At 59.4% G+C, this 24516-nt stretch carries 23 protein-coding genes; 9 read left to right on the top strand and 14 right to left on the bottom strand.

From position 1 onward, the window contains the following. Nucleotides 1-28: 28 nt before the first annotated feature. From betA to ACR1XU_RS00685, 5 genes are all read right to left on the bottom strand, one after another. A complete protein-coding gene (gene betA, locus ACR1XU_RS00705; protein WP_170609923.1) occupies nt 29-1687 on the bottom strand; it encodes a choline dehydrogenase in 1659 nt (552 codons plus the stop codon). 89 nt (nt 1688-1776) lie between these two features. After that, a complete protein-coding gene (gene betC, locus ACR1XU_RS00700) occupies nt 1777-3285 on the bottom strand; it encodes a choline-sulfatase (protein WP_480906950.1) in 1509 nt (502 codons plus the stop codon). Next, nucleotides 3282-3854, bottom strand: coding sequence for a choline-binding transcriptional repressor BetI (betI, locus tag ACR1XU_RS00695; RefSeq protein ID WP_480906952.1), 573 nt, complete (start codon nt 3852-3854; stop codon nt 3282-3284). The genes betC and betI overlap by 4 nt, the downstream gene beginning before the upstream one ends. An 87-nt stretch (nt 3855-3941) precedes the next feature. Further along, entirely contained in the window at nt 3942-4850 is a 909-nt protein-coding gene (locus tag ACR1XU_RS00690; RefSeq protein ID WP_170682002.1) for a DMT family transporter, read from the bottom strand. Nucleotides 4851-4890: 40 nt separating this feature from the next. After that, nucleotides 4891-5490 carry a LysE/ArgO family amino acid transporter gene (locus ACR1XU_RS00685; protein WP_170805299.1) on the bottom strand — a complete coding sequence of 200 codons (600 nt, stop codon included), beginning with the start codon at nt 5488-5490 and terminating at the stop codon, nt 4891-4893. A gap of 85 nt (nt 5491-5575) precedes the next feature. On the opposite strand from ACR1XU_RS00685, the gene ACR1XU_RS00680 reads away from it, so the two are divergent. Both ACR1XU_RS00680 and ACR1XU_RS00675 read left to right on the top strand, forming a co-directional pair. Further along, on the top strand, nt 5576-6460 hold the full coding sequence (locus ACR1XU_RS00680) for a LysR family transcriptional regulator ArgP (protein WP_480906954.1): 885 nt from the start codon (nt 5576-5578) through the stop codon (nt 6458-6460). 37 nt (nt 6461-6497) lie between these two features. Beyond that, nucleotides 6498-7187 carry a nitroreductase family protein gene (locus tag ACR1XU_RS00675; protein ID WP_321252090.1) on the top strand — a complete coding sequence of 230 codons (690 nt, stop codon included), beginning with the start codon at nt 6498-6500 and terminating at the stop codon, nt 7185-7187. Between the two features lie 72 nt (nt 7188-7259). Here ACR1XU_RS00675 and ACR1XU_RS00670 read toward each other — a convergent pair whose 3' ends face one another. Beyond that, a complete protein-coding gene (locus tag ACR1XU_RS00670; protein WP_170609910.1) occupies nt 7260-8000 on the bottom strand; it encodes a YebC/PmpR family DNA-binding transcriptional regulator in 741 nt (246 codons plus the stop codon). Nucleotides 8001-8110: 110 nt separating this feature from the next. Between ACR1XU_RS00670 and ACR1XU_RS00665 the strand changes: the two genes are divergently transcribed. The 4 genes from ACR1XU_RS00665 (at nt 8111) to ACR1XU_RS00650 (ending at nt 13237) form a co-directional block, all read left to right on the top strand. After that, on the top strand, nt 8111-9883 hold the full coding sequence (locus ACR1XU_RS00665; protein WP_480906955.1) for an SLC13 family permease: 1773 nt from the start codon (nt 8111-8113) through the stop codon (nt 9881-9883). Nucleotides 9884-9899: 16 nt separating this feature from the next. Continuing rightward, the gene (locus ACR1XU_RS00660) at nt 9900-10634 is read left to right on the top strand and encodes a glutamine amidotransferase (protein ID WP_480906957.1); all 735 of its coding nucleotides are present in this window, start codon (nt 9900-9902) and stop codon (nt 10632-10634) included. 72 nt (nt 10635-10706) lie between these two features. Beyond that, nucleotides 10707-11564 carry a bile acid:sodium symporter family protein gene (locus ACR1XU_RS00655; protein ID WP_480906959.1) on the top strand — a complete coding sequence of 286 codons (858 nt, stop codon included), beginning with the start codon at nt 10707-10709 and terminating at the stop codon, nt 11562-11564. Between the two features lie 11 nt (nt 11565-11575). Continuing rightward, complete coding sequence (locus ACR1XU_RS00650; protein ID WP_480906960.1) at nt 11576-13237, top strand: FAD-binding dehydrogenase; 1662 nt, start codon at nt 11576-11578, stop codon at nt 13235-13237. A gap of 4 nt (nt 13238-13241) precedes the next feature. Here the strand turns inward: ACR1XU_RS00650 and ACR1XU_RS00645 are convergent, their stop codons facing one another. The 3 genes from ACR1XU_RS00645 to ACR1XU_RS00635 all read right to left on the bottom strand — a co-directional run bounded on the left by ACR1XU_RS00645 (nt 13242) and on the right by ACR1XU_RS00635 (nt 16768). Continuing rightward, entirely contained in the window at nt 13242-13988 is a 747-nt protein-coding gene (locus ACR1XU_RS00645) for a YbaY family lipoprotein (protein ID WP_321252079.1), read from the bottom strand. 97 nt (nt 13989-14085) lie between these two features. Next, on the bottom strand, nt 14086-15864 hold the full coding sequence (locus tag ACR1XU_RS00640) for an SLC13 family permease (RefSeq protein WP_170609899.1): 1779 nt from the start codon (nt 15862-15864) through the stop codon (nt 14086-14088). A gap of 82 nt (nt 15865-15946) precedes the next feature. After that, the gene (locus ACR1XU_RS00635; RefSeq protein WP_480906962.1) at nt 15947-16768 is read right to left on the bottom strand and encodes a TIGR00282 family metallophosphoesterase; all 822 of its coding nucleotides are present in this window, start codon (nt 16766-16768) and stop codon (nt 15947-15949) included. 89 nt (nt 16769-16857) lie between these two features. On the opposite strand from ACR1XU_RS00635, the gene ACR1XU_RS00630 reads away from it, so the two are divergent. Further along, the gene (locus tag ACR1XU_RS00630; protein WP_480811886.1) at nt 16858-17091 is read left to right on the top strand and encodes a putative hemolysin; all 234 of its coding nucleotides are present in this window, start codon (nt 16858-16860) and stop codon (nt 17089-17091) included. Nucleotides 17092-17094: 3 nt separating this feature from the next. On the opposite strand, the gene ACR1XU_RS00625 is transcribed toward ACR1XU_RS00630, so the two are convergent. Then, on the bottom strand, nt 17095-17667 hold the full coding sequence (locus ACR1XU_RS00625) for a 5-formyltetrahydrofolate cyclo-ligase (protein WP_480906965.1): 573 nt from the start codon (nt 17665-17667) through the stop codon (nt 17095-17097). Next, nucleotides 17664-19058, bottom strand: coding sequence for a magnesium transporter (gene mgtE / locus ACR1XU_RS00620; RefSeq protein WP_170609891.1), 1395 nt, complete (start codon nt 19056-19058; stop codon nt 17664-17666). Before mgtE ends, ACR1XU_RS00625 begins: the two co-directional genes overlap by 4 nt. A gap of 138 nt (nt 19059-19196) precedes the next feature. Between mgtE and guaD the strand changes: the two genes are divergently transcribed. Next, nucleotides 19197-20486: a guanine deaminase gene (gene guaD, locus ACR1XU_RS00615; RefSeq protein WP_480906967.1), complete on the top strand. Its 1290-nt coding sequence runs from the start codon at nt 19197-19199 to the stop codon at nt 20484-20486. Nucleotides 20487-20551: 65 nt separating this feature from the next. On the opposite strand, the gene ACR1XU_RS00610 is transcribed toward guaD, so the two are convergent. From ACR1XU_RS00610 to ACR1XU_RS00600, 3 genes are all read right to left on the bottom strand, one after another. Next, entirely contained in the window at nt 20552-21886 is a 1335-nt protein-coding gene (locus ACR1XU_RS00610; protein WP_170609888.1) for an 8-oxoguanine deaminase, read from the bottom strand. A gap of 116 nt (nt 21887-22002) precedes the next feature. Further along, nucleotides 22003-22794, bottom strand: a complete 792-nt coding sequence (hisN, locus tag ACR1XU_RS00605) for a histidinol-phosphatase (RefSeq protein WP_170682017.1) — start codon at nt 22792-22794, stop codon at nt 22003-22005. Between the two features lie 44 nt (nt 22795-22838). Next, nucleotides 22839-23210, bottom strand: coding sequence for a helix-turn-helix domain-containing protein (locus tag ACR1XU_RS00600; protein WP_170609884.1), 372 nt, complete (start codon nt 23208-23210; stop codon nt 22839-22841). Nucleotides 23211-23555: 345 nt separating this feature from the next. Here ACR1XU_RS00600 and ACR1XU_RS00595 point away from each other — a divergent pair, with 345 nt between their 5' ends. Next, nucleotides 23556-24512: an NADPH:quinone oxidoreductase family protein gene (locus ACR1XU_RS00595; protein ID WP_480906969.1), complete on the top strand. Its 957-nt coding sequence runs from the start codon at nt 23556-23558 to the stop codon at nt 24510-24512. The last annotated feature ends 4 nt before the right edge of the window (nt 24513-24516 follow it).

The following is a 24516-nucleotide window of genomic DNA, read 5'->3' as shown; positions in this document are numbered from 1 at the left end:
CGCATTCAACGGGGTATGTTAAGAAACGTTAACGCTGAGCGGTCTCCCACTCGGGATGGACCCATGGCCGGTCATTCGAACTAGGCAACGCATCCTTGCCCAGCAGGTGGTCCGACATTTTCTCGCCCACCATGATCGATGGCGCATTCAGGTTTCCGTTGGTGATTTGCGGGAAAATCGAACTGTCCGCGACCCGCAGACCATCTACACCAATCACACGCCCCTGCGGGTCGACGACAGCGTTCTTGTCGTCTGCCCGCCCCATACGGCATGTCCCGCAAGGGTGATACGCACTTTCGGCATGTTCGGCGATGAATTCGTTCAATTCCTCGTCGGACTGAACGCTGGCTCCGGGCTGGATCTCTTTGCCCGCATAGGGTTTGAAAGCGTCCTGACCGAAGATCTCGCGGGTCAGGCGGATGCAGGTGCGGAAGTCCGCCCAATCCTCTTCGTGGCTCATGTAATTGAAGCGAATGACCGGCGCGTCCTCGGCACGGGCCGAGCGCAGCGTTATCGCCCCGCGCGAAGGTGAGCGCATGGGACCGACATGCGCTTGGAAACCATGCCCCTCGGCCGCGGTCTGCCCGTCGTAGCGCACGGCGATCGGCAGGAAATGATACTGGATATCCGGATACCGCACACCGGGTTTCGAGCGAATGAACGCAGCACTTTCAAACTGGTTCGAGGCACCCAGACCCGTTTTAGTAAACAGCCACTGGGCACCGATCAGCCCTTTGCTGAACAGGTTCCAGTGCTTGTACAGCGTGATCGGCTGCAGCGATGCCTGCTGGATATACAGTTCCAGATGATCCTGCAGGTTAGCCCCAACCCCGGGGCGATCCGCGACTACGCCGATCCCATGTTCAGCCAGATGTGCCGCGGGTCCGATACCGGACAACATCAGCAGCTTGGGCGAGTTTATTGAAGATGCGGCCAGAACCACCTCACGCCGGGCACGAATGATCTCCTTTTTGCCGCGTCGGACCAATTCGACGCCCATGGCGCGGCCGTTTTCCATTACGACACGTGTCGCAAGGCCACGCAGGATGTCGCAGTTATCCCGTTTGAGAGCTGGCTTCAGATAGGCATTCGCAGCAGACCAGCGCCGTCCTTTCCAGACGGTCTGCTCCATCGGGCCGAACCCTTCCTGTTTTTCACCGTTATAGTCGCCGGTAACCTGGTATCCCGCCTGTTGCCCGGCATCGACAAAGGCCTGGAACAGTGGATTTTCGCGCGGGCCACGCGACACGTGCAGCGGCCCGTCAGTGCCGCGCCACGTCGGATCGCCCCCATGCCCGCCATCGTGCCAGGATTCCATTCGTTTGAAATACGGCAGGACATCCGCATAGGACCACCCATCAGCGCCCATTTCCGACCAGGTGTCGTAGTCATGGGCATGACCGCGTACATAGACCATACCGTTGATCGACGACGATCCGCCAATCACCTTGCCGCGCGGACAGGCCAGCCGGCGGTTGTTCAGATGCGGCTCGGGTTCGGAACTGTAGCCCCAGTCATAGCGCGACATGTTCATCGGATAGCTGAGTGCGGCGGGCATCTGGATGAACGGTCCCGCATCGGTGCCACCATGTTCAATCACCAGAACCGAGGCCCCGGCTTCGCTGAGGCGATAGGCCATCGCGCACCCTGCGGATCCTGCACCCACAATGACAAAATCTGCTTCCATTTTCAGGTCTCCTGTTCCCGCCGGGCCAAGGTCTTTCGTTGAAAAACCTAATTGCCTCCGGCGGGAGTATTTTCAAAAAGATGAAGAGGTTATTCGCCGCGCGGGAAGCGGGCGTTTTCCTCGACGATATTCAGATCCATGTGATTGCGCATGTAACGCTCCGATGCTCTTTGCAGCGGCTGGTAATCCCACGGATAATATCCCCCCTGCCGCAACGCCTCGTACACGACCCAGCGGCGCGCCTGACTGGCCCGCACGTCTGCGTCGAAACGATCCAGATCCCAGCGCGCCTCGGATTTCGCGCGCAGGGTTTGCAGTGTGCCAGCGTGTTCGCGGTTCAAGGCAAGGTTGGTCAGTTCGTGCGGATCGGCCTCAAGGTCGAACAGTTGATCCGGGTCCAGTGTGCAGCGGTTGTATTTCCACTTGCCGTAGCGCAATGAGACAAGCGGCGCATAAGACGCTTCGGCCGCGTATTCCATGGCCACGGGCGCGGTGCGCTCGCCGCCCTGAGCCAAGGGCACTAGGTTCTCGCCATCGGTCCAGGGCGCGATCTCATCCATGTCGACGCCAGCCAGAGCGCCCAGCGTCGGTGTCACGTCGATGGTCGATACCGGGGCGTCGATACGCCCTGTTGGAAGATCAGGGGCCGAGATCATCAGCGGCACCCGTGCCGCGCCTTCGTAGAAGTTCATTTTGAACCACAGGCCCCGCTCGCCCAGCATGTCGCCGTGGTCTGAGACGAACATGATGATCGCCTCTTGCCGCGTCGTTTCCAGCACCTCGATGATCTCGCCGATCTTGTCGTCAAGATAGGTGATGTTGGCGAAATAGGCGCGTCGGGATTTGCGGATGTCTTCTTCGGTAATGTCGAAACTGCGCCAGTCATTGGCATCGAAGATCCGTTTTGCGTGCGGATCCTGATTGTCGTAGCCGATATCGGCGATCTCTGGCAGAAGATGCTCGCAATCCTCGTAGAGATCCCAGTACTTGCGCCGGGCAACATAGGGGTCGTGCGGGTGGGTGAAGCTGACGGTCACGCACCAGGGGCGGTCGTCTTTGCCGCGCGCCAGATCGTAAAGCTTGGCTTTGGCGTTGTAGGCAACCTCGTCATCATACTCCATCTGGTTCGATATTTCGGCCACGCCTGCGCCAGTCACCGAACCCATGTTGTGATACCACCAGTCTATTCGCTCGCCGGGTTTGCGATAGTCCGGTGTCCAGCCGAAATCGGCCGGGTAGATGTCAGTGGTCAGGCGATCCTCAAACCCATGCATTTGGTCGGGACCGACGAAGTGCATCTTGCCGGACAGGCAGGTGTAGTAACCTGCGCGACGAAGGTGATGCGCGTAGGTGGGAATATCGCTACGGAACTCGGCCGCATTGTCGTAGACACCGGTGCGCGAAGGCAACTGGCCGGACATGAAACTGGCCCGACCGGGCGCACAAAGGGGCGACGCGGTATAGGCATTTGCAAAACGGGTCGAACGCGCGGCCAGTTTCTTCAAGTTGGGCGCATGCAGCCAGTCTGCGGGACCATCGGGAAAGAGGGTTCCGTTCAGCTGATCCACCATCAGGATCAGAATGTTCGGCTTTGTCATTTTTCAGCCTCGAGCAAAGTGTTGAGGACACGCATTGCGTGGTTAACAGCCAGTTGCGGCTCTTCCGGTGCGCTCAGCGCCGCGCGGATATACAGCCCGTCGATCAGGGCAATCATGTTCTCGGCAGCTTCAACCGGGTCACTCATCAGCGGTCGCAGGCTGTCGATCAGGTTGGATCTGATCCGCGACTGGTAGATTTGCCAAAGACGCAACGCATCATCATTGGTTTGCGCCAGAACGTAAAATGTCATCCAGGCAGCGATCACATCGGGTGTGAAACACGAGGGAGCGAAACATGCCCGGATAATGGCCTGAGATCTTTCCCCTGGTTCGGCGCTTTTCAGTTGTTCGCGGGCTTCGGCACCGAAATCGGAAAGAATGCGGCGCATGGCGGCCAGAAAGATCTGATCCTTGCCGCCGAAATAGTGATGCGCCAACGCGCTGGACATGCCCGCCCGTTTGGCGATCTGGCTGACGGTCACGTCGAGGGATTTTTTCAGACCAAGCTCGGCAATCGTCGCGCGGACGATTGCATCCCGACGGATCGGCTCCATTCCGAGTTTTGGCATGCCTACCTCTCAGCAGCTGGGTTTACCAAACGCTAAGGGGGTTTTATTGACTCGTCAATCAATAACGTTCAGGCCGAGCGAGCGGCGTCAGTATTTCGGGCCGACTCCCGGCGGCGTTACGGCACTGCGGTTCAGGACCGCTTCGCGCCATGAGATGAAACTGACGGCGGCGAGGATCAGCGTTCCGCCAGCAACCACCCAGACATCAACCCGTTCATGAAATACCAGTGCACCCATCAAAGTTGCCCAGATCAGTTGCAGGAACGTGACCGGCTGGGTTACCGCAACAGGTGCCGCCTGAAGGGCCAGCGTCATGAAGTAATGACCAGCTGTCGCGAAACAGGCGATCAGAAACAATACACCCAAATCGTGCAGGCTGGGCGGGGTCCAGACGGCATAGGCAAACGGGATCAGGGCGATTGTAACCCAGATTGACAGGTGCGCGACCACGACCGAAGGCGGAATATCCCGGACCAGAAGCTTGGCCAACAGGTAAGACCCGCCAAGGGTCAGCGCCGTTCCCAACATGGCGACATGGCCTGGCGAAACCTCTCGAAACCCGGGGCGCAGAATGATCAGAACCCCGATCAGGGCAACCAAAATTGCGGCAATCCTGCGAAAGGCCAGCTTTTCCCCCAGAAACAGCGCGGCGCCCAGCGTGACGTAAATCGGTGTCATGTAGTTCATCGCCGTCACTTCGGCTAAAGGGATCTGGGTCATGGCAAAGAACCAAAGCATGACCGCCACGGCGTGGATAATCCCCCGCAGCCCGAACAACGTCAGGTCTCTTTTGGTCAGATGCGTTGCCATGATCGTTCGCAAGGCTGGCAGCAGAAACACCAAACCAAGCGCATACCTCAGAAAGGCCGCCTGTATTGGATCCATGGACGAGCCAAGGGTCTTCACCAAAGCTGTCATCATGACAAAGGACAGCCCGGCGGAGAACATCCAGAACATGCCTGCGATCGGGCGGATGGATACTGCTGCTGTTGTCATGTCAGTGGTTGAACACCGAAACCGGCGGCGGGACAACCCTTCACATCGCAACAAGTTTCAGTGCAATGGCCAACATGATGATCCCGATCACCACATCAAGAATTTGCCATGCCCGGGGGCGGGTGAAAATGGGCGACAAGATCCGCGCGCCATATCCCAGTGAAAAGAAAAAAACAAAACTGGAAAGCATGGCTCCGACCGCAAATCCCAGTCGGTCGTCATACTGCGCCGATATCGACCCGATCAGAACAACCGTATCCAGATAGACATGCGGGTTGAGCCATGTGAAGGCCAGAACGGCCAGCAAAGCCGCCCGCAGGCTGGTACGGTGTCCATTTTCCACCTCCATCACTGCGCCGCCACGCCAGGCCGACAGCAGGCTGCGCAGGCCGTACCATGTCAGGAAGGTGGCTCCACCATACCGCATTATCGGCTCGAACCAGGGAGCGGCCTGCGCCAGCGAGCCAAACCCGGCGACACCGGCGGCGATCAGTACGGCGTCCGAGACGGCGCAGGTTAGACAAAGGGTAAAGACATGTTCGCGACGCAAACCCTGCCGCAGGACAAAGGCGTTTTGGGCGCCAATGGCCAGGATCAGGCTAAAGCCCAAGGCAAAACCGGCGATCAGAGATGTGGACATGAACCCTCCTGCGTTCCGACCGTTGACTAAAACCAACAAGGCGATCTATCAAATTAAAGATGTTGAGCCAGATTAAGCGCAGCTAATGCTGCTGGACCCCAACCACCTGTCCGCCTTGTCGGCAATTCTGCGTCACGGCAGTTTCGAAGCGGCTGCGTCCGAGCTGGCTGTTACGCCCTCGGCCATTTCACAACGGATCAAAGCGCTGGAAGACCGCGTCGGTGCCGCTTTGATCAACCGCGGCACGCCCTGCTCGGGTACGCCTGCAGGTATTCGCATCGCCCGACACGCTGAGGACATCAGCCTTCTTGAGGCGCAGTTGTCCCGCGAACTGACCCTTCAACAGGGTCCGGAACCAGCAAGAGTACGCATCGCCATTCCGGCGGACACTCTTGCGACATGGTTCATTGATGCAATGGCACAGACGCAGGGTATTTTGTTTGATCTGGTCGTGGATGATCAGGACCATTCGGCCGAATGGCTCAGGCGTGGCGAGGTCAGTGCGGCGATCACCGTGGGCGGACAGCCCGTGACCGGATGCGATACCACACCGCTAGGCGTCCTGCGCTATCTGCCGACAGCCAGTCCCGCTTTCATGGCGAAGTGGTTTCCGAATGGTGTCGACGCGACGTCACTGGCGCGGGCCACGTGTCTGACGTTCAACAGAAAGGACAATTTGCAGAAGATGTGGATTGCCCGCCAATTCAGCGGTCGGATTTCACCGCCGTCGCACTATCTGCCGTCCTCACACGGGTTTGTCGACGCAGCCCTGGCCGGATTGGGTTGGGGCATGAACCCTGAGACGCTGGTCCGTCCGGCGATTGCCGCAGGGCGCTTGCAGGAAGTCATTCCAGACACGCCTTTGGACATCCCGCTCAGCTGGCAGGTGGGCCGTGTACTGGCGCCAGCATTGAAACCCTTAACCAAAGCGGTCAGACAAGCCGCCGCCCAGTGGTTGATCCCGGAATAACCACGCCAAACAAAGATTAAATACCCCGAGGAATACTATGTTTTCACGTGATAAAATCAACTACACCCCACTACCGCTGCCGGACCGCAGCGATATGACAGACGCTGAGATGGCAACGGCAGCCGAAGGCTTTTATGACGTCATGCGCAAGCGCCACACGGTCCGCGACTATTGCGACCGAACGGTTCCGCGCGCGGTGATTGAAAGTTGCATCCGCACTGCGGGAACGGCCCCGTCCGGCGCCAACCATCAGCCATGGCATTTCGTGGCCGTATCTGACCCGGGGCTCAAACAGCGCATCCGAGAGGAGGCCGAGGAGGAGGAACGCCGGTTCTATGCAGGCGGTGCTGGTGATGAGTGGATCAAGGCGCTGGAGCCGATCGGGACAAACGATGTCAAGGAACACCTCACCGTCGCCCCCTGGCTGATTGTCGTCTTCGCCCAGCGTTGGGGGCAGTTCGATGACGGTACCCGGTACAAGAATTACTACGTCCCAGAAAGCGTCAACATCGCCACCGGGTTTCTGCTGGCTGCGCTGCACCACGCCGGGCTCAGCACTTTGACACACACCCCTAACCCCATGCGTTTTCTCAATGATGCACTGAACCGACCTGCATCCGAAAAACCGACAATGATAATCGCAGTGGGCCATCCCGCTGCTGACGCGACCGTCCCGTCCGTTGCAAAACTAAAGAAACCGCTGGAAGACATCTCGTCTTTCTTCTGACAACTCGTCAGACCGAGGGCACAAAAAAACCCGGCCTGACGGGCCGGGTTTTTCAATCAGTCATACGACGCCTTACAGTTGCGCCATAACCTCGTCCGAGGCCTCGAAATTGGTGGTGACGCGCTGCACATCATCGTCATCTTCCAGCGCATCAACCAGTTTCATCAGCTTTTGCATGTCCTCGAGGCCCAACTCGGTCGTTGTTGTGGGCTTCCAGACCAGCTTGGTCGACTCGGTCTCGCCCAGCGCGGCCTCAAGCGCGTTGGACACGTCGTTCAGATCGGTATCCGCGCACCAGATGATGTGCCCGTCGTCCGAGCTTTCGACGTCTTCGGCACCCGCCTCGATGGCCGCTTCAAAGATGGTGTCCGCGTCGCCTGCCGAGGCCGGGTAGACCACTTCGCCCTTGCGGTCGAACATGAAGCCGACCGACCCGGTCTCGCCCAGGTTTCCACCGTTCTTCGAAAAGGTCGACCGGACGGTCGATGCGGTCCGGTTGCGGTTGTCGGTCATCGTTTCAACGATGACGGCCACGCCATTCGGGCCGTAGCCCTCGTACCGGATTTCTTCGTAATCGTCGCCCTCGCCCGCCTGCGATTTCTTGATGGCGCGGTCGATCACATCCTTGGGAACCGAGTTCGACTTGGCCTCTTTCACCGCCAGACGCAGGCGCGGGTTCTTGTCGGGGTCGGGATCGCCCATCTTGGCGGCAACGGTGATTTCTTTCGACAGCTTGGAAAACAGTTTGGACCGCGCGGCGTCCTGACGCCCCTTGCGGTGCTGGATGTTGGCCCATTTGGAATGGCCTGCCATGTTGCGTCCTCGTGATAGTGATTGCGTATTCGGCGCTCATATAGACGGTTGCAGGGTGCGGGATCAAGAGAGCGGCTTGTCCAACCCGTCAGCGTGGGTATGGTGGCCCCATGACGACTGACCAGATCATTCTATTCGCACTTTTCATTACCGTATTTGCAATGCTTCTGTGGGGCAGGTTCCGATACGATCTGGTCGCGTTTTCGGCACTTCTGATCGGTGTTGTGCTGGGCGTTGTGCCCGTTGACAATGCCTTTTCAGGCTTCGGCCATCCGGCCACGATCATCGTTGCGCTGGTCCTTGTGGTCTCAGCCGGGTTGGTGCGGTCTGGCGCGGTGTTCCTGATCACCCGCACCCTGGTCGATGCTTCGCGCGGACTTGGCGCCCATATCGCGTTGATGGGCGGGATCGGGGCTGTGCTGTCTGCCTTTATGAACAACGTCGCGGCGCTGGCGCTGCTGATGCCAGTGGACATTCAGACCGCCCGCAAGGCGGGCCGATCGGTCGGACTAAGCCTGATGCCGCTAAGTTTTGCCACGATTCTGGGCGGCATGGCCACGCTGATCGGCACCCCGCCCAACATCATCATTGCATCAATCCGGGCTGAAACACTGGGCGAGCCGTTCCACATGTTCGATTTCGCCCCCGTTGGCGGGTTGGCCGCGATTGCCGGGCTGGCCTTTGTTGCGCTGATCGGATGGCGACTGATCCCGGACCGGGGGCCGCAGACGGAAACCTCCGAAGCGCTGGCCGAGTACATCGCCGAACTCACTGTTCCGCCCGAGTCCCCTCATATCGGCAAACGGGTCAGTGAGCTTTACGAGGTGGCGGAAAAATCGGACGTCGCCATCATCGGGCTGATCCGGGATGGCAAACGCCGTTATGGCCGATCCACCCATGCCACGCTGCACGAGGGCGACGCGCTGGTTCTTGAGGCGCGACCCGAGGCGTTGGATGAGTTCCGCACGGCGCTCAATCTGGATTTCTCGGACACGCGGCGACAGGAGTTGCTGACCGCCGAAGGCGACGGGTTGGAAGTGATCGAAGTCGTCGCCCCCGAAAGCGCCCGCATCACGGGCCGCACAGCGCAAGGGCTGGGCCTTGCCTGGCGGCAGAGTACCGTACTGATGGGCATTTCGCGTCAAGGCCGCAACATCACCGAACAGGTCCGGAAGACCCAGGTTGAAGCGGGCGACATCCTGCTGCTGCTTTGCCCACGGGATCGGGGGGCGGACGTTACTGAATGGCTCGGCTGTCTTCCGCTGGCCACGCGCGGGCTGAATGTCACGGCAAACGACAAAGCGTGGCTTGCCATCGGACTTTTCGGCGCCGCCGTACTGGCTGCCAGCATCGGCCTGATTTACCTGCCGATTGCCCTGGGACTGGTCGTCGTCGCCTATGTTTTGACCAAGATCATGCCGATTGCCGATATCTACAACCATATTGAATGGCCGGTCGTTGTCCTGCTGGGTTCCATGATCCCGTTGGGCAGTGCGTTGGAATCTTCAGGCGGCACCGAATTGATCGCAAACGCGCTGATACAACTGACAAACGGCTTGCCGGCCTGGGCCATTCTGACCGTGCTGATGATCGTCACGATGACCCTTTCGGATGTTCTGAACAACACGGCAACTGCCATCGTTGCGGCCCCTGTCGGCATCCAGATGGCCCGAACGCTTGAAGTGTCGCCCGATCCATTCCTGATGACAGTCGCAGTTGCCGCCTCGGCTGCGTTCCTGACGCCCATCGGGCACAAGAACAACACACTGGTTCTTGGGCCGGGCGGATATCGTTTCGGAGACTATTGGCGCATGGGCCTGCCGCTGGAGATCCTGATTATCGCGGTTTCGGTTCCGGCCATACTTGTGTTCTGGCCGCTTTGACGGGTAAGGGCAGCACATGAAACGCTTTTTGATCCTGCAACTGCGCCCTGAAACTGATGCATCGGACGCCGAGTACGCCTCGATTCTCGAAAAAACCGGGCTTCACGCAGACCAGACCCATCGCATCCGGCTGGATTGCGAGACTTTGCCCGAGGGGCTTAGTGTTTCGGACTACGCCGGTATTATCGTGGGGGGAGGTCCTGGCTGCGTCAGTGACGATCCGGCTTCGAAATCGCCGCTGGATGCTCGTATCGAAAACACCATCATGGGATTGATGCCGCAAATCACCGCGTTGGATCATCCCTTTATGGGCTGTTGTTACGGGTTGGGCATTCTGGCCGCACATCTGGGGGGCGACGTCAGCAAGAACCGCTTTGGCGAGCCGGTCGGCCCTTCGATCTGCCGCCTGACCGAGGCCGGCGCGGCCGACCCGCTGACCGCGGGTCTGCAATCAGAATTCGAAGCCTTTGTTGGCCACAAGGAAGCCGTCCAGAACCTGCCGGATGGTTGCGTGCATCTGGTGGCTTCGGACCCCTGCCCGTTCCAGATGATCCGATGGGGGCAGAACGTTTATGCCACGCAGTTCCACCCCGAGGCGGATGCAGGGGACTTTGAACAGCGCATCAACATCTACAAAGACCACGGTTATTTCCCGCCCGAAGACGCGCAAACCCTGATCGATCTGTGCCACGCCGCCGACGTTACCCAACCCGGCGAAATTCTGCGGCGGTTCGCTCAGCGCTATGGCTGACCCAACGACGTGGTTGCCTGATCCGTCGCCCCTCGAATAGGTTGATCCGAACAGCTTTGGGAGGAGTTGTTCTTGGATCTGCTCATCAATGTCGGCCTGCCCGTTTCGTTGGCCATCATCATGCTGTCTCTTGGTATCGGACTGGAGGCGGCCGATTTCCGTCGCGTGCTAAGCCGACAGTATCCGTTCGCGATCGGTGCCTTGTCTCAGGTAGTTTTGCTGCCCGTCACCGCTTTTGCCGTCGTCAAGCTGTTCGCCTTGCCGCCCGCAATCGCAGTCGGTTTCATGTTGCTGAGCTTTTGTCCCGGCGGCGTGACCAGCAACATCCTGTCCCGGCTTGCCAGGGGCGATGTCGCGCTGTCCGTCAGTCTGACCGCCGTAATCAGTCTGTTGTCCATCGTGACCGTGCCCGTACTGGCCGCATGGTCAATCAGCCATTTCATGGCCGAGGATGCGCCCGAGGTGTCGATCAGCGGACTGGCCATCGCCATGTTTCTGATCACCACCCTGCCCGTGGCCATTGGTGTCGGCCTGCGCCATTTTGCAACCGGGTTTGCCGATCGGGTCGAACCCGCGCTGGCCAAAACCGCTACTATCCTATTCATCCTGATCGTCATCGCCGCCCTGGCCGGAAACTGGCAGTTGTTCATCGACAACCTCGGCATCATGGGTGCGGGGCTGGTCACACTGAACCTGGCGCTGCTGCTGATCGGACTGGGACTGGCGCGCGCAGCCAATCTGTCGTGGAATGAAAGCAAGACGATTTCCATCGAAACCGGCATTCAGAACTCGACACTGGGTATCACGCTGGCGGCCTTGATCACTGGAACAGAAAGCGGGTTCAGCCCGCTGGCCCTGCCCTCGGCCGTTTATGGCATCACAATGTATTTCGTGGCTCTTCCGTTTCTCGTCTGGTTCCGCAACCGCTGAAAGGACAAATCATGACCAACAATACTGCAGATGCAATTGTCGTTGGCGGCGGTCTTGCCGGTCTGGCGGCGGCGGCGGAACTTGGCGACCGCGGCAAGAAAGTGATCATCGTTGATCAGGAACCTGAACACTTTCTGGGCGGTCAGGCGTTCTGGAGCCTTGGCGGATTGTTCATGGTCGACACGCCCGAGCAACGCCGCATGGGCATCCGCGACTGTCAGGATCTTGCCCTGCGCGATTGGATGGGCAGTGCGCAGTTTGACCGTGACGATGACCTCTGGCCCCGCAAATGGGCCGAAGCCTATGTCGAGTTTGCCGCTGGCGAGATGCGCCCGTGGTTGCATCAGATGGGCCTGCGCTGGTTTCCTGTGGTGGGCTGGGCCGAACGTGGCGGATCTTTCGCGGATGGACATGGAAATTCGGTCCCGCGCTTTCACATTACATGGGGCACCGGACCGGGCGTGCTGGAACACTTCATCCGCCGGGTGAACGAACATGTCAGCGCCGGGTTGATCCGGTTGGAATTCCGCCATCAGGTCAGCCACATCATCATGCAGAACGGCGCGGCCAAAGGCGTTTCGGGCGAGGTTCTGGCCGACGACGACGCCCAGCGCGGTGGTAAGACCAACCGCGACGAGGTTGGCGAGTTCGAGTTCTATGCGCCATCAATTATCGTCACGTCCGGCGGCATTGGCGGCAACTTCGAAATGGTGCGCAAAAGCTGGCCGCGCGAGCGTCTGGGCGCCCCGCCGCAGGACATGGTCGCGGGCGTTCCCTTTCACGTCGATGGCCGGATGATCCCGATCAGCGAAAAGGCGGGCGGGCATGTCATCAACGGCGACCGGATGTGGCACTACACCGAGGGCGTGCGGAACTGGGATCCGATCTGGCCAGCCCACGGAATCCGCATTCTGCCCGGCCCCAGCTCAATGTGGTTCGATGCCAAGGGCAACCGGATGGCACCGCCCTGCCTGCCGGGTTTCGACACTTTGGGCACGCTGCGTGAAATCCTGAAAACGGGATACGAATACAGCTGGTTTGTCCTGACCCAGAAAGTGATCAAGAAGGAATTTGCCCTTTCGGGATCCGAACAGAACCCGGACTTCACCTCGGGCAGTTGGAAAGAGGTGATCCGGCAACGTGTCCTATCCGGCTCAAAAGCCACCGGGCCGGTCGAGGCGTTCAAGGAAAAGGGCGAGGATTTCGTCGTTGCCAACACCCTGACCGAACTGGTGCGGGGCATGAACCATCTGGGCGATGACCTGATTGACGAAGCCCACTTGCGCGCCCAGATCGAAGCGCGGGATTCGCAGGTCGACAACCCGTTTTCGAAAGATGCACAGATGATGGCCATCCTGGCGGCGCGCAACTATCGCGGCGACCGGCTGATCCGCACGGCCAAGCCGCACAAGTTCCTTGATCCTTCAAACGGGCCATTGATCGCCGTCAAACTGCATGTTCTGACACGCAAGACGCTGGGCGGTCTGCAAACCAATCTGGACAGCCAGATGATCGGCGCAGACGGGCAGACCGTGCCCGGCCTTTTCGCCGCCGGCGAGGTCGCGGGATTTGGCGGCGGCGGCTATCACGGATACAACGCGCTGGAAGGCACGTTTCTGGGTGGTTGCATTTTCTCAGGCCGCAACGCAGGACGGTCCCGGGCCGTGGCCTGAGGATCTATTTTGCGCGGTTTAGCTGCACGACCGGTTCGCCGGCACTGTTCAGAAAATTCAGCGTGTCGCCTTTGAACGCATAGGTGGTCACGTCCTGCAGTGCCTGGAAAAACTCCCGCTCGACCTCATCCTGTGGCGGTGGGCAAGCCCGCAGTGTGGCCGCCATGTTGTCAGGAAAAGCGATATCGGTGCCGGCTATCTCTGCCTGACCGGAAAAGCGATTGCATCCGCCGCTGCCAGAAAAACTGCCATCTTCAGCAAATGTTATTTCGGGGAATTTGTCCGTTTCCAGAACCGCACCGTTCAGACCCATCGCCACCCAGGTCGACCCTTGCAAAGCTTCCGCGCCCTGTGGGCGGGCCTGCACCAGCAAAAGGTCTGCGGTGTTACCAGCGTCTCCGGTCAATACTGGATATGCGGTATCGGTGGTGAACAATAACTTGTCGCCCAGAAAAATCGATCCACGGACGACATAGCGCATTTCATCACGGATCAGCGCGTCATCGTAAGCCAGTTCGTATGTCGCCGGTACGCCATCAAGGGCAAAACGCTGAGAGGCGAGCGTAAGCGCCGGGGCATCCGCACGCGAAACATCCTGCAATTGCACATAGAGGGTCGCATCGGGCGGAACCGCTATCCGTTCGCGATATGTGGCGGTTCCGGTCAGAGTTCCGGCGGAACTCTGACTGCCAAGCAGGGTCAAAAATACTGCGCAGGCGACGATGGCCTGCCCGATCCTGGGAAAAGGCATTGTTCTGTCCTTGCTTTGATACTCTAAGCAGAAAAGATTGTGCCCGGATCGGCATTTACAAGAGCAGCCCGCCAAATTCGGCGGTTCCACGCCGGTCCTACAATGGCCAGATCAGCGGGATCAGAAGCGAAGCCAGCAAACCAACTGTCAGGTTCAGCGGAACGCCGACCTTCAGGAAGTCGGTAAACCGATACCCGCCGGGGCCATAGACCATCATATTGGTCTGATACCCGATCGGGGTCGCAAAAGACGCGGACGCCGCCACCATGACCGCCACCACCAACGGGCGCGGATCGATACCGACCGCCTGCGCCAGTCCAATGGCGATAGGCGTCACCACAACTGCCACCGCATTGTTCGAGACCAGCTCGGTCAGAACGGATGTCAGCAGATAGACTGCCCATATGATCAGGAACGGCGGAAGGGCACTCAAGCCCGGCGCGATCGCCTCGACAATCAGGGACACGGCGCCGGATTTGTCCAGGGCCGCTCCGATTGCCAGCATCGAAAAGATCAGGGCCAGCAGCCGGCCTTCGATAAAGGAAAACGCCTCATCCGCGTCGATGCATCGGGTGATCAGAACGACGGCAACCGCAAGGATCGACAACAGCAATATCGGTGCCACACCAAGGGCCGCCAGAGCGACGATGCCCACCAGAGCGCCGATGGCAATTGGCGCGTGACTGCGCCGGAACGCCCGCGCCGAAGGTTGGGAAACATCGACCATATCCATATCCGCCGCCAATCTCTGAATGTCCGCGGGCGCGCCCTCCAGCAGCAGAGTGTCGCCCACGCGCACGATCAGATCATCCAGCTGACGTCCGATATTCTGGTTCCGGCGGTGCACGGCCAGCACGTAAACGCCATAACGGCGGCGCAGGCGCAGCGCACCAAGGGTTCGGCCAACCATGCGGCAGCCCGGTGTGATCAGAACCTCGACCGTCTTGGTTTCGACAGCGGAAACCTGATCGACCCGCTTGAGTTCCTTGTTGCGCTGAAGGCTGAGCAACTCGGTCATCTCGGTCCGCAGAACAACGCGATCCCCGACTTTCAGGTTCACGTCCTTCAGATTTCGCCGCAGCGACTCGTCCCCCCGGATCACGTCGATCAGGCGCACTCCGGGGCGTTTGAACAGTTGCACGCCCATCACTTCTCGGTCGATCAGGTTGCTGTCAGGCGGCACCACCGCTTCGGTGAAGAACTTCATCTTCGAACGGTCGCTGAGCATCGTGGCCATACTGTCGCGTGCAGGCAGCAGGCGCGGCGCGATGAAGCGCAGGTAGATCATTCCGTAAATCACCAGAGCGATCCCCAACGGGGTCACTTCGAAGATGGTAAAGGGGGTCATTCCCTGCGCCCGGGCAACGCCGTCGACCAAAAGATTGGTCGAGGTGCCGATCAGCGTCAAGGTTCCGCCCAGAATGGCAGCATAGCTCAGCGGAATCAGCAACTTCGAGGCGGGCATGTTCAGCGTTCGTGCGATCTGTACGAACACCGGGATCATCACAACAACCACCGGTGTGTTGGACACGACGGCCGAGGCCAGAATGACGAACCCCATCAACAGGCCAATTGCTATTCGTGGATTGACCTGCGCCTGTTTCTGCGCCGTCGATGTAAAGGCGTCCAATGCCCCTGTCCGGACCAGAGCGCCCATGATGATAAACATCGCGGCGATGGTCCACGGGGCCGGGTTGGACAAGACCGCAAGCGCGCTTTGGTAGGGCAGAATGCCGGTTACCAGCATCAGTGCGACCCCACCGATGGCAACGACCTCGGTCGGATAAATTTCGCGCAGGAACATGACGAACATGCCCGCGACAATCGCAAGCGCCAGTATCGCGCTGCCGGTGTCTGTCAATTGAAGGAATTGCATTCGTGGTATTCTGTCCGAACCCTAACCCGGCCTGAGCGCCTGACATGCAGTTTCACGCATTGCTCGGGGTTGAGCAAGCCTGTCATGCACCCGGCGGGCCTGCTTGTTGCAGCCGGCCGCCCACCCGCACCATGTGAATCGACTTGGCCTGACCGTCGCGATCATCGGTTTCGACAAAAACTCCGCTTAGCGTGGCATCGCCATTCGCAGGTGTGAACCGGGCCTTGGGCATTCCGGTGATAAAACGCCTCATCGGCTCCTGCTTGTCCATGCCGATGACCGAATCGTAGTCTCCGCACATCCCGGCATCCGTCAGATAAGCCGTGCCGCCCGGCAATATCTGCGCATCTGCCGTCGGCACATGCGTGTGCGTGCCGACCACAAGGCTGGCACGCCTGTCGCAATAGTGACCCATGGCCATTTTCTCGGACGTTGCCTCGCAATGCATGTCGACAATGATGGCCTGCGCCTGCCCGCCACGCGGATGCGACTTTAGGATCGGCTCGATGGCCGAGAACGGATCGTCAAAGGGCCGCTTCATGAACACCTGCCCCAACACCTGCACAACCAGCACCTTGCGTCCACCCGGCGCGTTGAACAGACGATGCCCCCGACCGGGCGCACCCTTGGCGAAATTCACCGGCCGCACGATGCGCGATTCTTTCTCGATGAATTGCAGCATGTCTTTCTGGTCGAACGCATGATCGCCCAGTGTCAGGCAATCGGCCCCCGCATCCAGCAACAGCTTTGCGTGATCCCCTGTCAGCCCCATCCCGTTCGAGGCGTTTTCACCGTTGACCACAACAAAATCCAGCCGCCATTCGTCGCGCAGACGCGGCAGATGCTGTTGTATGGCCGCGCGTCCCGCACGGCCCATGACGTCACCCAGAAAAAGTATCCTCATTCAAACCGTCCTAAGTGTGGCATCAGGCAAGCACAAGCGGTTAAACTGTCTGCACAATCCGTCAATATACCCAACACAGGAGAATTTGTATGTTCCGCATCTTTGTGGCGATTGTTGGTCTGGCCTCGTTGGCAGCATGTGATCAGCCTTCTTCCGGCGAGTCTTCCACTCAGCTGGCCAACCCGGCCGCTACCTTTTGCGTGGAAAGCGGCGCACGGTATGAGATCCGGGACGGTGCCGACGGCCAGTCCGGCGTCTGCATTCTGGAAGACGGGCGCGAAGTCGACGCCTGGGAGTATTTCCGCGAAAACAACCCGGCCTGACGATCAATCGGAAAAGGTCAGAACTCGGCTTTCAGTGATCACCATATCCAGCGGCTGATCTGTCGGTTCCAGAGGCAACCCCTCGGCCTGCTGCGCATCAAATGCAAACCCGATCGCCAACGTCGGGCGTTTGGCGCGCAGCCCCTCCAGCGTGCGATCATAGAACCCGCCGCCATAGCCCAGCCTGCCGCCCTGCGCGTCAAAAGCAACCAATGGCACGATCAGGATCTCAGGGTCGAAGTAATCGTCGACCTCGGGCACTTTGGCGCCAAACGGCCCATCTTTCAAAACACCATCGGGGGTCCAACGGGAAAACCTCAGTGGTTGCCCCGCGGCCTGAATCACCGGAACGCCGACTGGCCCGTAGGCCGACGCCTCGGCCATTGCCGCCAGCGGGTCGATCTCGGTGCGGATCGGCATGTAGCCCGACAGCGGCACCCCGCGGTACCCGGCCAGCACCTCGGACAACCGCCCTGCCGCGCCGGGCATGCGCGTGTCAAACGCCGCCTTGCGGCGGGCGAAAGCGGCCTTTCGGGCGGCGGCCTTGATTTCTGTCAGATCGGTCGTTTCGGTCACAATAGCACCACGCTGGCAAGCCCCAGAAAGATGAAGAACCCCATGACATCCGTGGTTGTCGTCACAAAGGTTCCAGATGCCAGCGCCGGGTCAACACCCATACGGTCCAGCAAGACCGGTACTACCGTACCTGCAAAGCCCGCGATGATCATGTTCACGACCAGCGCGGACCCGATCACGACACCCAATAGCGGCGAATCGAACCACAACATGCCAACCGTGCCGAGAACGACCGCAAAACACAGACCGTTGAGCATCCCAACCAGCAACTCCCGCCGGATCACGCGCCTAACGTTCGAACCCGTCAGGTCGCGTGTTGCCAGTGCCCGCACGGCAACCGTCAGCGACTGAGTGCCCGCATTGCCGCCCATCGATGCAACGATCGGCATCAGAATCGCCAGAGCTACCAGTTGGTCGATGGCCGCTTCGAACTGCGAAATCACCAGCGAGGCACAGATGGCGGTACACAGGTTCACCGCCAGCCACGGCAGTCGGCGCCTGCTGGTTGCAGCCACGCTGTCGGACAGCGAGCTTTCGTCGCTGACCCCGGCCAGACGCAGGATGTCTTCCTCGTGTTCTTCGTCCAGAACAACCATCGCATCGTCGATGGTGATTACACCCACCAGCCGCCCATCGTCATCCATGACCGGAGCCGAGATCAGGTGGTACTGGTTGAAGGCATAGGCCACATCCTCTTCGTCCTGATCGACGGGGATGGTATAGAATTCCTCTTCTGCGATGTCGCGCAGCGGAACTTCGCGCCGGGTTGCCATCAGTTTTCCCAGGGCGACCTGCGCCACCGGTTTCAGGCGGGGATCGATAAGAATGACGTGATAGAATTGCTCGGGCAGGTCGTCATTGGCGCGCATGAAATCAATGGCCTGACCCACTGTCCAATGCTCAGGCGCCATGACCACTTCGCGCTGCATGAGGCGACCGGCGGAATTTTCCGGGTAAGACAGCGCCTGCAGGGCCGCGATCCGCTCGGCATGCTCCAGCGCGCCCAGGATGGCTTCCTGCTGAGGTTCCTCAAGGTCTTCCAGCAGGTCGACGACATCGTCGCTTTCCATATCGCGGACAGCATCGGCCAGAACATCCGGGCGCAGAACGCCAATCACCTCTTCCCGAACCACTTCATCCAGTTCGGAAAGAATGTCGCCGTCGAACTCCTTGTCATACAGCCGGATCAGCCGGGCACGATCGAACGGATTGATCTGCTCCAGAAGGTCGGCGATGTCAGCCGCGTGCAGCGGCTCCATCAATTCGACGAGTTTGTCGCGATCTTCTACATCGACAGCATAAAGGATGGCTGCCACAGTCCGGCGGTCCAGCGCGTAGACATCTTCGTCCTCGGCGGACTCGGTTACGGGTTCATCAAAGCCTGTTGTCATATGCTGCCCCCGCGAATTTCCATTTGCCCCTAATTAGAAGAAGCAGCTACCGGAAAACAATGACAATGCGCCAATTTACCGGCATCTTCCGCGCGCTTATGGTGTTTCGCGGTCTCAGCCGGGCGGAGGAAAGCGGAAATGGCGCAAAAAACACTGTTGAAGGGACGTGTCCTGAGCTTTTCGGGCTCACCTTTCGAAGGTGAACCGACAGATACCGTCACCATCAGCGAGGCGGTCGTCATCGATGAAGGCCATATCGCGGCCGTAGGTGACACCCGGACCCTGACAGATGCGCATCCGGATGCCGCAATCGTCGATCACGGACAGCACCTGATCATGGCAGGGTTCGTTGACGCGCATGTGCACTATCCGCAGACAGCCATGATTGCCAGCTGGGGCAAGCGGCTGATCGATTGGCTAAACTCCTATACATTCCCCGAAGAGATGAAGTTTGGTGAAATCACCTATGCCAGCGAGATCGCCAACCGGTATCTGGACCTGACGGCTGCGCATGGGACAACGACGATGTGCAGTTTCTGCACCATCCACCCGGAAAGCGTCGACGCCTTTTTCACTGCGGCGCAGCAGCGTGGACAGCGGGTCGTGGCCGGCAAGACCTGTATGGATCGCAATGCACCCGAGGGTCTGCGCGACACGGCACAGACGGCCTATGATCAGTCCGAAGCACTGCTGGAGAAGTGGCACGGCATCGACCGGCTGTCCTATGCCATTACGCCCCGTTTTTCACCAACTTCGACCCCGGAACAGCTTGAAGCCATGGGGGCATTGTGGGCCGAGCACCCACATTGCCTGATGCAGACGCACCTGAGCGAACAGACAGATGAGATCGAATGGGTCCGGTCGCTGTTTCCCGACGCGCGCGATTACCTGGACACCTACGAAAAGTTCGGTCTGCTGGCCAGCCATGGCCTGTACGGTCACGCCATTCATCTTGAGCCACGGGAACGCGACCGGTTGCGCGAACTGGATGCGGCCCTGATTCACTGCCCGACCTCGAACACTTTCATAGGCTCGGGCCTGTTCGACATGGCCGGGCTGATGAAGGACGGTCACCGGGTCGGGCTGGCGACGGATACCGGCGGAGGTTCCAGTTTCTCGATGTTGCGGACAATGGCCGCAGCTTACGAGATCGGCCAGTTGCGCGGATCGCCGTTGCATGCGGCACAATTGTTGTGGCTGGCCACCGTCGGATCGGCCCGGTCGCTGCGAATGGACAATTGTATCGGCAATATCGCCCCGGGGATGGAGGCGGACCTGGTGGTTATCGACCTGGCCTCGACCCCGGCCATTGCCCAGCGCGAAGCCTGCGCAGAAGACCTGTGGGAAGCCGTTTTCCCAACCATCATGATGGGGGATGACCGGGCCATTGCCGAGGTCCGGATTGCCGGCGAACCAGTCACGGTTTGAAGGAATACGCCTGACGGCGTATTCCTCCGGCAACGGAATTTCTGAACAGACGACGAGATCGACGCTTATCTGGCAAGCGCCCGCGCAAGTTCATTCTGGCGTTCGATCACGCGGGGCATGTCCAGCGTGGTTATGTGCCCATCTCGCACGATTTGTCTGCCTTCGACGAACAGATGTTTGACCCGAAACGGCCCCGCAAGCAGCAAGGCGGCCGGATCCCAGCTTCCCGCGCTTTCTATGCCGGATACATCCCAGATCGCGATATCGGCGCGTTTGCCCGGCATAAGCCGCCCGCAATCGGGGCGATTGAGCACGTCTGCACCGCCACGGGTTGCTATCTCGAGCGCTTCGCGGGCCGACATGGCATCCGCGCCATTCGCGACCCGCTGCAACAGCATCGCCTGCCGGGCCTCGGCCACCAGATTGCCGCCGTCATTGCTGGCCGACCCGTCAACGCCCAACGCAACCGGAACGCCCGCGTCGCGCATTGCGCGGACCGGCGCTATGCCTGACCCCAACCGGCAGTTTGAACACGGGCAATGCGCAACACCGGTGCGGGTTCGGGCAAACAGATCGATCTCGGCACTGTCCAGCTTGACGCAATGGGCGTGCCAGACGTCCGAACCGGTCCACCCCAACTCCTGCGCATACTGGCCCGGACGGCATCCGAATTGTGACTGGGAATATGCAATGTCTTCGTCATTTTCGGCCAGATGCGTGTGCAGCATCACGCGCTTGTCCCGTGCAAGCACCGCCGTGTCGCGCATCAGTTCACGACTGACCGAGAATGGTGAGCACGGGGCCAGACCGACGCGGCACATCGACCCTTCGGATGGATCGTGGAATTTGTCCACAACGCGGATCATGTCAGACAGAATATCCTGCTCTGCCTCGACCAACATGTCCGGCGGCAGGCCACCATCGCTCTCACCGATACTCATCGCACCGCGTGTCGGATGAAAGCGCAGGCCCAGTTCGGCGGCGGCGGCGATGGTATCGTCCAGCCGCGCGCCATTGGGATAAAGATACAGATGATCGGAACTGAGCGTGCATCCCGAAAGCGCCAGTTCGGCCAATCCGATCTGAGCAGAGACGAACATCTCTTCCGGGCCAAAGCGGGACCAGATCGGGTAGAGTGTTTGCAGCCAGCCAAACAACAGCGCATCCTGACCTCCGGGAACCGCCCGGGTCAGAGTTTGGTAAAGGTGGTGGTGCGTATTCACCAGGCCGGGGGTCACGACGCAGCCCTTGGCGTCGTGCACGTCACCGGTTGTGGTAAGCCCCTGCCCCAATTCAGCAATAACGCCGTCCCGGATCAGGATGTCCGCGCCATTTAGTTCCTGCCGATCGTCATTCATCGTCAGAATGAAATCGGCATTCTTTATTAGAGTATCAGTCAATTTGTGCCCTCCTGCATCAGTCCGTCTCGTGCAAGAAGTGCATGGGCTGGCGGAAAACGGACACAAGAACCAGCCATCGGCACTGTACCGGCGGCTGCGGGTGCCATCAACAGGTTTCAGAAATTGCGAAGAATCTCTAGCGCAGAGGCGTGGATGTCCGGGTTGGCAGCCGCCAGTGCGCGGCCTCCATTGTGGGCCGGTCTGCCCTGCCAATCTGTCACGATACCACCCGCCGCCTGAATGACGGCGATCGGCGCCTGAATGTCATAAGCGTTCAGTCCGGCCTCGATCACCAGATCAACCTGCCCTGCCGCCAGAAGGGCGTAGGCGTAACAGTCCATTCCATAACGGGTCAGTCTGGCTTGCTGAGACACCGCCTCAAACCCGGCCCGGTCTTCAGGCGTTCCAACTTCGGGAAAGGTTGTGAACACCATCGCCTGATCCAGCGATTGCGTAGACCGGGTCCTGAGCTGTCGGGTGCCTGTCGGGCCTGTGACCTGTGCCGCGTGTGCGGACCCCACGAACCGCTCACCAATATAAGGCTGGTCAATCACACCCAGGATCGGCCCGTCCTGCGTGCTCAAAGCAATCAGAACGCCCCATGTCGGGGTACCGCTGATGAACCCTCGCGTACCATCGATCGGATCAAGAACCCAGGTCCGCCCGCTGGTGCCATCGACATGGCCGAATTCCTCGCCGAAAATACCATCCTGAGGGCAGCGCCGCGCCAGAACTGCCCGCATCGCCTTTTCCGCCTCGCGGTCAGCGATTGTTACGGGGTCAAACCCATCAGCCAGTTTGTTGGACGTTTCAAGATCGGACTGCCGGAAGTAAGGAAGTATGGCCGCGCGCGCCGCATCGGCCATTTCCCCGGCGATTTCCAGATCGGTTGCTGAACTTTGATACATGCGCAACCCGTGCGGTCAGCGCGTTCCGAAGTCAAGCCTGCTGATCAGGCGACGTCACTGAGAACACGCGCCAGTTCGAACAGACGACGGCGCTGGTTTTCCGGGATCGCGTAGTACGAGCGAACCAGATCCAAAGCTTCCTTATCCCCCATCAGATCGGCAGGCACCGATTTCTTCCCGGCATCTTCTTTCTGGGTTTCTTCCAGACCCTCAAAGAAAAAGCTGACCGGCACATCCAATGCTTCGGCGATGTCCCAAAGGCGCGATGCGCTGATCCGGTTGGCCCCGGTTTCGTATTTCTGGATTTGCTGAAACTTGATACCAACCTGCTCGGCCAGCTGCTGCTGGGTCATGCCAATCAGCCAGCGGCGATGCCTTACGCGTTTGCCCACATGGACATCGACGTGATGAGTCATTGGTATTCTCCTCTACTACACACACAACTGCCGGGGGTTACGCAAAAAAACAAACGTGTTCGCCAACCTAGCGAGCCGCTGTTAACTATTCCCTAATTCAGGAATGTGCTCCCCCCGAAACAGCACCAGATTTCAATATCACCTCTTTTGTCTTTTTTTTCAAGAAGGTTGAATCAGTAACATCGTATAATGGTTTGTGGTTGTACAACCGCCGGTTTCGAGCGTTCTGTTTCCCGAACAGACACAATCAACGAAGCCCTATTATACATCATTCACGCGCCCTCTGGTAATTGATTGACATTCCCCCCGCATCGCTGGCCTATGCAAAAAACAAGGAGCGCGACGATGCTGGCCTTTCGCCTTCAATCCGGAGAATCAACAGCCCGGCTCTGCAACCTCGACGTCCCGAGGCCGGGGCGGGATCAGGTTCGGGTCGCTATTAAAGCGTGCGGATTGAATTTTGCGGATCTGCTTATGCAGAACGGCACCTATCAGGACACCCCGGATACTCCGTTTACGTTGGGCATGGAGATCGCGGGTATTGTTGATGAAATTGGAAACAATGTCTCTCATCTGAAGCCCGGGGACCGTGTTGCGGTCTATTCAGGTCAGGGTGGATTGGCCGAGTTTGGCGTATTCGATGCCGAAAGGGCGATTCTCCTGCCCGATCAGATCAACTTCGAGGACGCTGCCGCCATTCAGATTGCATACGGCACCAGCCATATCGCGTTGGATCATCGTGCGCGCCTGCAACCCGGCGAAACCCTTTTGGTCACCGGCGCGGCGGGCGGCGTCGGCCTGACTGCCGTCGAAATCGGCAAACTGATGGGCGCGACAGTGATTGCGCAGGCCCGTGGTTCTGAAAAGCTTGCGGTGGCCCGCGCGGCAGGTGCGGATCATCTCGTGGATGCCTCCGAAGACCTCCGCGCCCGCGTCAGGGAACTGGGTGGGGCGGACGTGGTTTATGATGCGATTGGCGGCGACGTGTTCAAAGCCGCCTTTCGTGCCACAAACCCCGAAGGCCGACTGCTACCGATCGGCTTTGCCGGTGGAGAGGTTCCGCAAATTCCGGCCAACCATCTTCTGGTCAAGAACCTGACCGTAATCGGACTTTATATCGGTGGGTATCTGAAATTCAGGCCGCAGATCGTGCGCGACAGCTTTGACACGCTGTTCCGTTGGCACGCCGAAGGCCGGATTAAACCGCATATCAGCCACACCCTGCCACTGGAGGACGTGGAACAGGGCATGCGCTTGCTGAAAGAACGGAAATCAACCGGCAAGATCGTCATCACGATCTGAGGAC

The sequence above is a fragment of the Ruegeria sp. D1(2025) genome (assembly GCF_056536425.1).
Note: the sequence above shows the minus strand (reverse complement) of the source record. Positions and strands in the feature narration are given on the sequence as shown.